At 38.1% G+C, this 12,264-nt stretch carries 14 protein-coding genes, 2 tRNA genes and 1 pseudogene; 10 read left to right on the forward strand and 7 right to left on the reverse strand.

Translation table 11 applies throughout. From position 1 onward, the window contains the following. Window positions 1–532: 532 nt before the first annotated feature. A complete protein-coding gene (locus H5183_RS03490; RefSeq protein ID WP_182730955.1) occupies window positions 533–1,318 on the reverse strand; it encodes a PRC-barrel domain-containing protein in 786 nt (261 codons plus the stop codon). Between the two features lie 481 nt (window positions 1,319–1,799). On the opposite strand from H5183_RS03490, the gene H5183_RS03495 reads away from it, so the two are divergent. Next, the gene (locus tag H5183_RS03495) at window positions 1,800–2,003 is read left to right on the forward strand and encodes a hypothetical protein (RefSeq protein ID WP_182730956.1); all 204 of its coding nucleotides are present in this window, start codon (window positions 1,800–1,802) and stop codon (window positions 2,001–2,003) included. A 237-nt stretch (window positions 2,004–2,240) separates the two neighbouring features. Here H5183_RS03495 and H5183_RS03500 read toward each other — a convergent pair. Next, window positions 2,241–2,331 (reverse strand) — tRNA-Ser (locus H5183_RS03500). Window positions 2,332–2,383: 52 nt separating this feature from the next. Next, window positions 2,384–2,474 (reverse strand) — tRNA-Ser (locus tag H5183_RS03505). 252 nt (window positions 2,475–2,726) lie between these two features. Here H5183_RS03505 and H5183_RS03510 point away from each other — a divergent pair. Genes H5183_RS03510 through H5183_RS03535 form a run of 6 tightly spaced genes read left to right on the forward strand, consistent with a single transcriptional unit; the run spans window position 2,727 to window position 5,430 of the window. Further along, window positions 2,727–3,392 (forward strand): Bax inhibitor-1/YccA family protein, encoded by a 666-nt coding sequence (locus H5183_RS03510; RefSeq protein WP_182730957.1) that lies wholly within the window; start codon window positions 2,727–2,729, stop codon window positions 3,390–3,392. Window positions 3,393–3,447: 55 nt separating this feature from the next. Then, entirely contained in the window at window positions 3,448–3,801 is a 354-nt protein-coding gene (gene tusD / locus H5183_RS03515) for a sulfurtransferase complex subunit TusD (RefSeq protein ID WP_149981050.1), read from the forward strand. Next, window positions 3,798–4,154 (forward strand): sulfurtransferase complex subunit TusC, encoded by a 357-nt coding sequence (gene tusC, locus H5183_RS03520; protein ID WP_145233789.1) that lies wholly within the window; start codon window positions 3,798–3,800, stop codon window positions 4,152–4,154. The genes tusD and tusC overlap by 4 nt, the downstream gene beginning before the upstream one ends. Next, window positions 4,151–4,417, forward strand: a complete 267-nt coding sequence (locus tag H5183_RS03525) for a DsrH/TusB family sulfur metabolism protein (protein ID WP_145233786.1) — start codon at window positions 4,151–4,153, stop codon at window positions 4,415–4,417. The genes tusC and H5183_RS03525 overlap by 4 nt, the downstream gene beginning before the upstream one ends. A 3-nt stretch (window positions 4,418–4,420) precedes the next feature. Continuing rightward, window positions 4,421–4,750, forward strand: a complete 330-nt coding sequence (locus tag H5183_RS03530) for a TusE/DsrC/DsvC family sulfur relay protein (protein ID WP_145233784.1) — start codon at window positions 4,421–4,423, stop codon at window positions 4,748–4,750. A gap of 2 nt (window positions 4,751–4,752) precedes the next feature. Next, a complete protein-coding gene (locus tag H5183_RS03535) occupies window positions 4,753–5,430 on the forward strand; it encodes a pseudouridine synthase (RefSeq protein WP_182730958.1) in 678 nt (225 codons plus the stop codon). 58 nt (window positions 5,431–5,488) lie between these two features. Here the strand turns inward: H5183_RS03535 and H5183_RS22005 are convergent. Together H5183_RS22005 and H5183_RS03545 are read right to left on the reverse strand one after the other, a co-directional pair. Then, window positions 5,489–5,692 (reverse strand): annotated as a pseudogene (locus tag H5183_RS22005) (GGDEF domain-containing protein); the annotation flags it as partial. Between the two features lie 182 nt (window positions 5,693–5,874). Then, window positions 5,875–6,339, reverse strand: a complete 465-nt coding sequence (locus H5183_RS03545) for a hypothetical protein (RefSeq protein ID WP_182730959.1) — start codon at window positions 6,337–6,339, stop codon at window positions 5,875–5,877. 480 nt (window positions 6,340–6,819) lie between these two features. Here H5183_RS03545 and H5183_RS03550 point away from each other — a divergent pair, with 480 nt between their 5' ends. The 3 genes from H5183_RS03550 (at window position 6,820) to H5183_RS03560 (ending at window position 9,003) form a co-directional block, all read left to right on the forward strand. Further along, window positions 6,820–7,395, forward strand: a complete 576-nt coding sequence (locus H5183_RS03550) for a hypothetical protein (RefSeq protein WP_182730960.1) — start codon at window positions 6,820–6,822, stop codon at window positions 7,393–7,395. Between the two features lie 92 nt (window positions 7,396–7,487). Next, entirely contained in the window at window positions 7,488–8,402 is a 915-nt protein-coding gene (locus H5183_RS03555) for a M14 family metallocarboxypeptidase (RefSeq protein WP_182730961.1), read from the forward strand. 175 nt (window positions 8,403–8,577) lie between these two features. Beyond that, a complete protein-coding gene (locus tag H5183_RS03560; protein WP_182730962.1) occupies window positions 8,578–9,003 on the forward strand; it encodes a hypothetical protein in 426 nt (141 codons plus the stop codon). Between the two features lies 1 nt (window position 9,004). On the opposite strand, the gene ccoG is transcribed toward H5183_RS03560, so the two are convergent. Together ccoG and H5183_RS03570 are read right to left on the reverse strand one after the other, a co-directional pair. Beyond that, entirely contained in the window at window positions 9,005–10,387 is a 1,383-nt protein-coding gene (gene ccoG, locus H5183_RS03565) for a cytochrome c oxidase accessory protein CcoG (RefSeq protein ID WP_145233771.1), read from the reverse strand. 141 nt (window positions 10,388–10,528) lie between these two features. Further along, complete coding sequence (locus tag H5183_RS03570) at window positions 10,529–11,947, reverse strand: sigma-54-dependent Fis family transcriptional regulator (protein ID WP_149981042.1); 1,419 nt, start codon at window positions 11,945–11,947, stop codon at window positions 10,529–10,531. Window positions 11,948–12,264 lie beyond the last annotated feature (317 nt).

The raw sequence follows: 12,264 nt of genomic DNA on the forward strand, positions 1-12,264 counted from the left end.
TAAACCATGTATCTGCTATTGTTGAGATGGTAACAGCCATTTGCGCTGAAATGGCATCATGTCATTGATAAATATGACCCAAGCAGAATATTATAGTACTAATTAGTGCTGCTGGGATGACCCCAAAGATAAAAACGAAACAACATACCAAACAAAGCAGCTCTAAAGACTAGCTCTTCAAAAAAGCCTGCATATATAAATCTGTTACAACCTCTGATATAGAAAGATTTAGCTCATTACTTAAAAAAACGTAGCCTATTAACATAGGTATACAACTTACTAATGCCGCTGATAAATAGTGTTTGAAGTCTTCTATATTACTACCTCACGCGTCATACCAACGAATGTGTATAGATTCAATGGAGCATTAATAAAGGTAAGCAGTAGGCCTTTTTTTTATAAGATCGAAAGATAGGGATTTAAACCCAAACTCTCGAATAAAATATTTGAAATAAATGACTTACTAACATAACAATTTTTAAATAAATAACGTAAAAAAGACAAGCAAACACCTAACTCAAAGGTAATATTGTTATTCACCATTACGACCATAATGAGTTTGCAGACTTTGCTCATGCTCTAGACTGAAAGGCACTGAGGGATCAAAAGTGGGTGCATCTTTTACTTGCTGCTGCGTCATATCAACATAGATTTTAGAAGTGGGCCAACTCACCTCTTTAATCCATTTTGGGGCAATCAAAACCAGATGACCCAACCACCAATTACTGGTGTTAATAATCAAATAACGAATTTCCCAGGTGTCGGTATCTATCAACATACCATGTAAGTGACCTAGATCACCGTCTATGACATCAAGTTTATAACCCGTTACTGCATTACTACTGCGTAGATGATGATCATTATCTTGAGATAATGCAGCATCAACATCTGCGAAATTATCTGGTGCATCTAAGTTATCAGGCTTTGGTGCGACACTATAATAACCAGGTGACATCATATTAGGGCTTGAATAATCACCCCATATATCAGTGTTATCCCAATAATGTGAGTAACCATAATATCGCATGTATTCTAGCTCATACTGCCTAGAAACTGGTTTTTCGCTATCCATGTCAGGGCAGTTTTTAACTTGTTTTCTTGAAATTGTAACAGTGAGCGTCTGTGGTTTCTGATTCAACTCTTTGATTGATATAGGTGAAAGCAATATTTTTTTACTTAATAGCCAAGATCCAGTTTCGACCACCAGATATCGGATCACCCAATGTTTATCATCAAAGTAAAAATCTTTGGTAAGCCCAATATCTCCATCCGATGCATGAATAGCTAAATTTTTTAAATTATTCAGAGTATGTAACATGGCGTATTTGCTCCAGATTAAAAATGATAAACAATAAATCATTGTTTCGCTGATAGAGTTTTCATCTAAAAGCTTGCAACAAATTTCTCATTAAATCTGTTCGCTTTCGCACAGAACTGGCATGAATAAAAGCCTAGTCTAGATTTATCTATAAATTCTAAGGTGAACTGAAATGGCTAAAATAAAAAATTAGAGTTAGCAGCCCATCGCAACGATATCATCGAAGACGTGAATAATTTAATTAAGAAGTATCGCGCTATTTTTGACTGGGATGTACCCGATATATATGAAAGATTAGAAACAATTTAATTTTGAATGAAGCTCATCAATGGCTTGATAATATTAACAATGAATAAATTTCAACGGTCTATCAAGCTAGCAAAAAAAGTTCGCTCTGGAGTGAGTTACCATATTACGCTCAAAAATAGATCATAATAAATATCAGATTCGCGACGTATTGGCTGTTAGTTTACCATTTTTTATGTCAGAACAGGACGTCATTGGCCAGACCAAAGAAAGATGTGCATCAACACTCCCACGATCAAACTTAGATTCTGACTCACAGTTAAAAGAAAAAGCATTGGGTGCACCACCAGATAATAATAAAACAGTCATTATTGCTTTGAACAAGAATGATGATCTGATATCGCAGGTCAGAGAAGAGTCACAGCGCCCCGATGAATGATATTACCAAAGCCTTGCAAGTAGCTAACAACTCCACCGATAACAATTAACTTATCAGATAAATCGACCAATAGTTTAGCGTGTGATTTGATCCGTTAATTTATTTAAAGGCTTATGCGGATTTATATGAAGTGCATGTTATTTGGCGCATTATGAAAATACATTGTCTTAGTCAATCTTTATGGAGAACTTCAGAAACAAAAAGGCCGTTGATTATCAACGGCCTTTTTGTTTTATATGGTGGAGAGATAGGGATTTGAACCCTAGAGGGGCTATAAACCCCTGCCGGTTTTCAAGACCGGTGCATTCGACCACTCTGCCATCTCTCCGAAACATTTATAAATCACGAATAAGAATGTACTCGCAATTATTTTAATTAGGTGGTGGAGAGATAGGGATTTGAACCCTAGAGGGGCTATAAACCCCTGCCGGTTTTCAAGACCGGTGCATTCGACCACTCTGCCATCTCTCCGCACGGCCTGCATAATAGAGAAGGCAGTGCTCTTTGTGAAGCTTTTTTTTCAAAAAAGTGTTCAAGTGCTTAAAAAATCATTGATTTGTTTATTCTTAACTCACCTCTGAGTAAAAATCACACTAAATTGAACTTTTCTTTTTAATTATCGGTCTATTGAACTACAAAGGTTTGCCCAAATATAGAAGTCTTGGTAATCTAACTTCAGTTTAATTATCGGAACTTACAATAGGTTTCTAAAGGAGCTCTAAAATGGCATTTAATCATTCGTACAATACCGCTAGACCGGTTATGTCGACCATTGAAACAAACAAGGTACTTAAAAACACCTATTTCTTATTGGCCATGACATTAGCATTTAGTGCTGTGACGGCTGGTATCTCAATGGCATTACAACTACCTTATTTTATGGGGTTAGTTTTTACTCTTATTTCATTTGGCCTTTTATTTGTTGTAAATAAAAAAGCCGAAAGCGCGTCAGGCGTTGCATGGGTATTCGCTTTTACGGGTTTAATGGGTGCGGGACTTGGTCCGTTACTTAACCATTATGCAGCGATGCCAAATGGCCCAATGCTTATCATGCAAGCGTTAGGCTCAACTGCACTGATTTTCTTTGGTTTGTCTGCGTATGCACTAAATACTAAAAAAGACTTCTCTTTTATGGGCGGTTTTTTAACGGTAGGCCTTATTGTTGTGATTGTGGCCAGCATTGTTAATATCTTCATCGACAGCTCGCTAATGTTTATGGTATTAAATGCAGCGGTTGTATTGATCATGTCTGGCTTAATCTTGTTTGATACAAGCCGCATCATCAATGGTGGCGAAACAAACTATATTCGCGCTACAGTCTCTTTATATTTAAGTGTATATAACTTGTTTACTTCATTGCTTGCACTGCTTGGCGCAAATAATGACTAATTAAATAGTTCTGTTAAAATAGCCCCTCTTTAGGGGCTTTTTTATTGGAATAGTTTTGGCACGATTTGTACTTTCTCTGCACAGCGCACCATCGGATCATGATACCACGCAACGTTTGGTTAAATTTGCACAAGCATGTTTAACACAAGGGCATAACATTGATGCCATTTTTTTGTATCAAAACGGCGTTTTTCATGCCAGCGAGCAACTAGATTTGGCAGCTGATGAATTAGCGATTAATGCTTTATGGCAACAATTACATGAGCAAGGGATTCATCTTATGTTGTGTGTTACTGCTGCCGAAAAGCGTGGCCTTGATATAAATAATACCGGTGTTTTTGCAGTCGCAGGGTTAGCTGAGTTTGCAATGCTTGCCAGTGATGCGGATAAATGGGTGCAATTTAAATGATCAATGTATTAGTCTTAAGCCACCATAGTCCTTTCGATGATTTACATATTCGTGATGCATTAGATATGACATTAATATTCGCTGCTGTTGAGCAAAATATTAGTTGGTTATTTAGCGGCCCTGCGGTACTTGCCCTAAAAAAACATCAACAACCTGAGCATATAGGTTTAAAGAACTACTTTAAGACCATCAGAACGCTAGAAATTTACGATGTTGAAAACATTTATGTATGTGAAAAGTCTCTGCTCGAGTATGGCCTTGATAAACATAACTTGTTAGTAGAAGTAAAAGCGCTTAATTATCAGCAGCAAACTCAACTTATTGCCCAGCAACAACACATAGTGAACTTATGAGCACTTTACACATATTTTCCAAGCCACTTGGCTATTACAACACGGATCAATTAGTTAACCTGATCCAGTCAACAGACAAAGTATTATTATTAAGTGACGCATGCTTCGCTATTGCCCAATTTAGACAGCTTGCAACGCACTTATTAATACTTGCTGATGACGCCAAGGTACGAGATATCACAATCAATCAGCCCGATCACTCGCTTAGTTATGACGACTTTGTCGCACTAACATTAGCAACATCTCACTCTATTACGTGGTAATACATGCTTGAATTTAATAATCAAATTATCGACACGGATAAACAAGGTTACTTACTTGATCACTCGTTATGGAGTGAACAATTAGCCTGCGTTATTGCCGAGCAAGAAAACATTGAATTAACCTCCCAACACTGGGAAGTGATTCATTTTGTGCGTAATTTTTATTTGGAGTACAACACCAGCCCAGCAATAAGAATGTTAGTTAAAGCAATGGCAAAAGCACTGGGTGAAGATAAAGGCAATAGTATTTATCTGTATACTCTTTTTCCTAAAGGCCCAGCTAAGCAAGCAACTAAAATTGCTGGCTTACCAAAACCCGCACGGTGCATCTAGCAATGACAACAGCTAAACCAAATAATACAGCAAAACGCCGAAATAGCGGCCGTAGCTATAATCGCGGTGCAATTACAACCAAAAAAGTGAATAACTCAATAAAGCGCGAGATAAAACCAGCCATTGCCGCCAGTGAGCGAAAAATTGTCTTATTTAATAAACCATTTGATGTGCTGTGCCAGTTTACTGATGAAGCAAACAGACAAACCTTAGCTGACTTTATTACCATTAAAGATGTATATGCTGCAGGACGATTAGATAGAGACAGTGAGGGCCTGCTATTGCTCACTAATTGTGGGAAATTACAAAACACTTTAACAGCGCCAAACAAAAAAACCAGTAAAACTTACTGGGCACAAGTTGAAGGTGAACCAACTGATGCAGCAATTAAACAACTGTGCCAAGGCGTCGAGCTCAAAGACGGATTAACATTACCAGCCGGTGTTAAACGCATAGATGAGCCAACTTTATGGCCACGTAATCCTCCCGTTAGAGAGCGAAAAAACATTCCAACCAGTTGGCTCAGTATTACCCTTACCGAAGGACGTAATCGCCAAGTAAGAAGGATGACAGCACATATTGGCCACCCTACTTTACGTTTAATCCGCTATCGTATTGGTGACTATACGTTAAAAGGAATTGATAATGGCCATTTTAAAATAATCGCAGATGAACTATAGCTGTGCTTGAGCGCAGCTATTTCAAATATGCCTAGCAGCGCTCAGCTGATTTTTTGTATCAATCTTCACTAACAACGATACAATTACGCCCTTGTCTTTTTGCTTGGTACAAAGCTTTATCTGCCGCATCAGCAAAATAGATATAATCGCCAGTTTGGGGATTATGCAAAGTTTTAATGCCCATGCTTAGTGTTATATAGCCAATATCTATATATTCATGCTTAATAGCTAATTTATTAACTGCTTGCTGGATTTGAAATGCACTATGTAAAGCCTTTCAATATCAGTATCATTTTCTAACGCAAAGCTAAGAGCTTGTTGCCACGTTTGTCGCACCCACAAGATAATGTGGATCTGGGTAAGCATTAAGCCACCAATCATTAAGTGTTGGAACATCGTCAACAGTGTAACCGAACACATCGACAAAGCGTTGGTTTATAAGGATTATTCCTTAGCGAGCATACATACATTACACAACGGTATTGGCACTTGCATAAATAAATTAACGTACTCACTCAAATCATGCTGACGGGTTAGTGGTTTATTATCTTGCGCTGAACAATCACTATTTTGCACGATAACAGCATTATTTTGACTCGTTTTTACACGCATCGATAGCGCGAAATGCCATTCTTGCCACCAGGTTGCTAACTGTGAAACGAGAAAATACTCAGACTCACTTGAAGTTTTCAAATTCACGGCAACACTTTTAAGTAGGCAATCTACTTTACTATATTCAATTACTCCCAATTGTTGATAATTTAAAAGAATATTTTCAAAAAGCCTATACGCATCAACTCTTAAAATACTGCGCGTGTCATCAACCATCACTGTTAATTGTGATGTAGAATTACCAGCATATTGTGCAACGAAGTTAATTATTGATTGTTGATAGAAAATATAGTCCATATATATTGCCCATTAATTACGTGTGCATAAAAACATGCACTTGGAAGTACACCAGAATAATTTAAAGGAATGTAAGCAGATGAAAATATTCGGCGTGAGAAAATTCGTAAAGAGCAGTTGATTAATGTAAACAATATAAAAGTGAAATCGCAATTTAAAAATACCCTTAATAACTTTATCAGGTCCAGTAATTTACGTTATTTTAGCAATAAAACTTAGCCGCTGTTCATTAAACAAACAAAAAACTATCATGTAAGAATAAATAAGGGTAGATTTATCATCTGACAGTGTATAAAAGTGCTAGCTCTTATATATTTTAACAATCCAAAAAGACGACTTTGTGGCGCACAATATGCTTATTTTGTTAAATAACTCAAGTATGTTACTACACTGCCGTTATACATTATTGTATGAAATTAAACTCTCGACTTAAAAATACGGTATTAACTACATTATCGCGCGCATGGGATTAGATGCTAAATGGATATGACCAATGAAGAACTAAATTTTATATCAGATCTTTTCCAAGTGACGGTTCCTTCAAAATTGAGGGACAATCATACACTGACATTACAAAGCTCTATCCCTGCCAATATTGCTGAATTACTAAATAATACAAAATTAACACTACTGGCTGAAGTTGGCGATTATCAATTATGGTTTCCACTTGAAATTAGAATTGATAAAACAGGCGTTGTAACCCCTGTATTAAGCGCACCAGAGGTCATCGACACACAAGGAATAAAGCGCTGTTGGCGTGGCGGGAACCTCAATATTCAGAGCCAAGACTTTGAAGTTGAATCAATCTCAAGTACTGGACTTTTTCTAAAATCAACGACTCAAAAAGCTCCTTTAGCGATTGAGCAACAGATAAAATTAACCCTTCCAAACAAAAAAAATATTACTATCGACATCAAACCGGTACGCTTTAGTAAGCGAGGCATGGCTGCCAAGATCACTCATATTCATCAAGGGAAAGAACATCTAAGGGCTTATTTATTTGAAGCCCATAAGCGCCAAAATGCCAATTTATATGAGTCCACAAACAGCTTATAAATATAATTCACAGTTGTGTATTAGTCGCAGCTAGTTGCAGTGAGGTTAGTACAGCGATAAGCTAAACCTTTATTGTAATAAATGAAGGTTCTATGAGCGAAAATAACTATCCAATAGGTACTCAAGGCACGCCTTGGAATGATAAAGATAAACAGTGCTGGTTTAACCTACAAACGATTAAACGTAGTTATCAATCTGAAGTTGTAACTTTAATCAACGAACTGGATAATAATTTCGAGGTTGAGCAATATGGTGCGCTCAGTTTTGATCCTACTCGCTACCCTCTTTTTATTATTAGATCAAAACAGTGGGCATCGAATAAACCGAGCATATTGATCACCGGTGGCGTACATGGCTATGAAACAAGCGGTGTTCATGGCGCATTACATTTTATGAAAACGCTAGGTATGAAATATGCTAAAGAGTTTAACTTACTGGTTGCTCCTTGTATTAGCCCGTGGGGATATGAAACCATTAATCGCTGGAACCCAGCAGCCATAGATCCAAATCGTTCGTTTTATTCACCAAGCCCAGCACCAGAGTCAGCAGCACTAATAAATTATATTAAAGCACAAAATATACCTTTATTAGCGCATATTGATCTGCATGAAACAACTGACACTGACAACAGTGAGTTTCGCCCTGCACTTGCGGCTCGTGATGGCAAGGTGAACACTAATTGGAATATTCCTGATGGTTTTTATCTTGTCGCTGATAGCAATAAACCTGAAGCGCAATTCCAAAAAGCGATTATTGACACTGTTGCTAATGTGACTCAAATTGCCCCCAGTGATGAAAACAATCAACTCATTGGAGTGCCATTAGAACAACATGGTGTGATCAATTATGCAGCACGAGAACTCGGTTTATGCATGGGCTTTACAAATGCACAGTATGTCACGACGACAGAAGTGTACCCAGATAGTCCGACGGCAACAGATGAGCTATGTATTACAGCACAGGTGGCTGCAATTAAAGGTGCATTAGATCACCTGCTTACAAAATAATTATTGCGAGGGTCTATTGGTAATTATATTTAGGCCCTATTCTGACATTTTTAATCTGCTTATATATTATTCACTGATTAATTAATGCAAATTGATAAAAAATTAAAAAATACCTAGACTCCGCGTTTAAATTGTATAAAATTCGCGCTCTTAAATTTTCTCACAAGGAAGCACGTTGAAATTTAGCAATAAACATGGGCAGGTTAGTTTACACCGCGATCAAAATATTATCATTGCTGATTTTTACGGTAATCTTAACGCCAGTTTAGTGACTGCATTTAGCAATGGCTTATTTGAGCAGGTTAGTCAGCTTGCCAATAAACCATGGGGATATATTAGTAATTCTCAAAACCTGTTGGCTGCAACTCCTCAGGCAGAGCAACAACTTACAGTGTTGGCCTCTGCCATGGTTCGTAATGGATGTATTGCTAGCGCTTATATTTTTGATTCAGCTATCGTAATCAATCAAATGCAACGCATTATTCACAATGCAGGCCTTAGCGTGGATGTTCGCCATCGTCTGTTTAAATGTTTAGTGCAAGCTAAAACCTTTGTTCACCAAACAATGAACGATAAAGCAGCTCAATTTCACTCTGCATAACTTAGTTACGATAAAAAACACTACTTATTGATGCCTTAATACCGCGGTCTTCTTCGGCTGTGATCACAAAATCAAGTTGGTTGAGCTTATTTGGTAAATCATAGCCATCTGCAACCACAGTGACCGGGATGCGCTTCATTTGACCAGGCTCGACAGCTGTAAGTTGAGGGCTCTGTAACTTAGCCACATCAAGACCGGTAATCGCTACTCGGTAATGCAGTAACTGTTGTGTTTTATTAATTATTGTCAAGGTGTAAGGGTTTTCAACTAAGCCCTCATAATTTACTCGATATAATGCATTACGATCACGCAGTACTGACACTTCGATTGGCGTGCGTTGAACTAACCACGCTAACATACTGACCATTAATAAAACCGTGAGTGCGCCATAACCAACCAGTTTCAACCGGTATGGATTAGTTTGCTCGCCAGCCATCTGTTTTTCGCTTGCGTACTTGATCAAGCCTTTTTGATAGCCAAACTTATCCATTGTGTCGTCACACGCATCGATACATAAACCACAGTTAATACATTCATATTGTAAGCCGTTACGAATATCAATCCCTGCAGGGCACACTTCCACACATAAATTGCAATCTACGCAATCACCTAAATCTAACGCTTTAGGATCGGCCTTACGTTTACGTGGACCACGACTTTCCCCACGCGCACTATCGTAAGTGACAAGTAATGTATCTTTATCAAACATTACAGCCTGAAACCGTGAGTATGGACAAGCAATGGTGCACATTTTTTCTCTTAAGAAACCGGCATTTCCATAAGTACAAAAGGCAAACAAAAATACCCAAAAACTAGTGATGCCCGACCATTGCAGAGTAAACATATCCCCATACAAGCTTTTAGCCGGAATAAAGTAAGCCATAAATGACGTTGCTGTAAACAATGATATGATTAACCAAGCGCTATGCTTGATTGTTTTTTTCTGCCATTTTGATAACGTCCACGCGGATTTATCTAACTTTATACGTTGATTACGTGTTCCCTCTATACGTTGCTCCACCCATGAAAACATCAGCATCCAAATTGTTTGTGGGCATGTATATCCACACCATACCCGGCCAAGCCAATTGGTAACAAAAAACAACGCAAAAGCGCCTAACATAAATAACAACGCCAAGATCATAAAATCTTGGGGCAGTAAGGTCAGCCCAAAAATAGCAAACTTTTGACTCGCAACATCTAGCAATACCGCTTGCTGGCCTTTGTATGGGATCCAAGGAATAAGAATGAATGTAAGCATGAGTAACCAACCAAGGTTACGGCGAATACGCTGGAAAAATCCTTTTTGCTCACGGATATAAATAGGCCCTTCATGCTTATAGGGCTTGATGATCATATCTTCTTCTTTAATATCAAATTTCATAATAACTACTTACTGTGACGGTTAGGCCTGTAAGTTTGCAAGTTTCAGACCAAACTGAAATTAAATTAAGCAACTGAATATTAATGAATTTTTATTTAATAAATTCGCTAAAATCGCGATATTTAGCGAGTGTCGTGATATTTAACGATTTTTACGGATCATCAACTTGCGCATTTTTGATCGTAACGTACTCTCCGGCATGCCTAATTTAACTGCCGCGCCTTGACTGCCAGAAATTTGCCAATTTGATAGCTCTAATACTGCGATGATATGCTGTCTCTGCGCTTCGTCAAGGCTCAGATCCGTGTTTAGGTTAGCGCTAGCATTGGCATCAAGTGGTTGCGATAACTGCAATACAGACTGCTTTGATAAAATAGCCTCTCGCTCTAGTACATTCTGTAATTCACGAATATTACCCGGCCAATCATACGCTTGTAGCTGTGTTATGGCTTTCTCACTGAGTCCTTTGAGCTGTTTACCAAGACGTTTATTTAATTGTGCAATCAAATTACTACACAAGTATGGAATATCTTCTTTACGCGCTTTCAGTGGTGGAACTGTGATTGGAAATACATTTAGTCGATAATATAAATCTATTCTAAAGCATCCTGACTGCACCATTGCCCATAAGTCACGATTAGTCGCAGCAATTACACGAATATTAACTTTACGTGTTTGGCTACTGCCAACACGTTCAAATTCATGCTCTTGCAATACCCGTAACAACTTACTTTGCGCTTCAAGAGCAAGCTCTCCAATTTCGTCTAAAAAAATGGTGCCATTATTAGCCAACTCAAAACGTCCTTTACGATGCTCCTTAGCCCCCGTAAAAGCCCCCTTTTCATGACCAAATAACTCAGATTCAAGTAAGCTTGGCGTAAATGCGGCGCAATTGACCTTAATAAAGGATTGCCCACTGCGCCCACTTAAGCGATGTAAGTTACGAGCGACTAATTCTTTTCCTGTGCCGTTCTCACCTAAAATCAACACAGTGCTATCGGTCGGGCTAACAAGTTTTATTTGCTCAAGCATGGTTTGAAATACGTGGCTTTTGCCTACCAAACCAGACTCTTGCCAATCTTCATTAAGTTCTGCTATCAAATAGCTATTTTGCTCTTTTAATTGCTCACTTAAGTGATTCACTTGCGCTAAAGCATCACGCAGTGCGTGCTCTGTCTGGTGTTGTTTTGATACATCGCGAAATATCGCGACAGCGCCGATCAACTGATTATTTTTATAAACGGGTGTAGATGTATATTCTACCGCAAAACAGCTGCCGTCTTTACGCCAAAATACCTCATCTTTAACATGCCGATGCTTGCCGTCAAACATAGTGCAATAAATCTGGCATTCATCTGCTGGATATGGCCGCCCGTCAGCATGACTATGATGATGGTACTGATGAATTTTTTTACCCAGCAACTCATCTGCATGCCATCCAGTCATGCGTTCAGCAGCGGGGTTTACAAATACCGCATTACCACTTAAATCAAAGCCATATATTCCCTCACCAACAGCGTTGAGTAATAAAGTTGGATCGTCTAAAAACTGTTTTATCATTGCTTACACCGAATTCGCGAAATATCGCGTTCATTATGCCTATAATGGCGAAGATTTGCACCCTAAGTGACTAAATCATACCGCTCATTAAAGCGAAACTATCCGTCGTTTTGCTTCATCATGAACCGCATCTAAAGTAACTGTAAGACTACAGCACTCATTATTAATCAATTGAAAATAATATTAATAAATACCCAACTATCATCAAGGAAAAGTTAATCAACTTGTAATTTTACTATATTAGCTTTGCAAATATGTATTAACTGCAGTGTCTGCACACTTCTTATTTAATTATTGCATAATCTTTGCTTACAATT

It is taken from the genome of Pseudoalteromonas sp. SR44-8, assembly GCF_014163635.1.
Taxonomy (GTDB): domain Bacteria; phylum Pseudomonadota; class Gammaproteobacteria; order Enterobacterales; family Alteromonadaceae; genus Pseudoalteromonas; species Pseudoalteromonas rhizosphaerae.

Bases quoted from the DNA above. Each gene is read 5' to 3' on its own strand.
- H5183_RS03490 (WP_182730955.1), bottom strand. From the start codon at position 1,318: ATGTTACATACTCTGAATAATTTAAAAAATTTAGCTATTCATGCATCG.
- H5183_RS03495 (WP_182730956.1), top strand. From the start codon at position 1,800: ATGTCAGAACAGGACGTCATTGGCCAGACCAAAGAAAGATGTGCATCA.
- H5183_RS03510 (WP_182730957.1), top strand. From the start codon at position 2,727: ATGGCATTTAATCATTCGTACAATACCGCTAGACCGGTTATGTCGACC.
- tusC (WP_145233789.1), top strand. From the start codon at position 3,798: ATGATCAATGTATTAGTCTTAAGCCACCATAGTCCTTTCGATGATTTA.
- H5183_RS03525 (WP_145233786.1), top strand. From the start codon at position 4,151: ATGAGCACTTTACACATATTTTCCAAGCCACTTGGCTATTACAACACG.
- H5183_RS03530 (WP_145233784.1), top strand. From the start codon at position 4,421: ATGCTTGAATTTAATAATCAAATTATCGACACGGATAAACAAGGTTAC.
- H5183_RS03535 (WP_182730958.1), top strand. From the start codon at position 4,753: ATGACAACAGCTAAACCAAATAATACAGCAAAACGCCGAAATAGCGGC.
- H5183_RS03545 (WP_182730959.1), bottom strand. From the start codon at position 6,339: ATGGACTATATTTTCTATCAACAATCAATAATTAACTTCGTTGCACAA.
- H5183_RS03550 (WP_182730960.1), top strand. From the start codon at position 6,820: ATGGATATGACCAATGAAGAACTAAATTTTATATCAGATCTTTTCCAA.
- H5183_RS03555 (WP_182730961.1), top strand. From the start codon at position 7,488: ATGAGCGAAAATAACTATCCAATAGGTACTCAAGGCACGCCTTGGAAT.
- ccoG (WP_145233771.1), bottom strand. From the start codon at position 10,387: ATGAAATTTGATATTAAAGAAGAAGATATGATCATCAAGCCCTATAAG.
- H5183_RS03570 (WP_149981042.1), bottom strand. From the start codon at position 11,947: ATGATAAAACAGTTTTTAGACGATCCAACTTTATTACTCAACGCTGTT.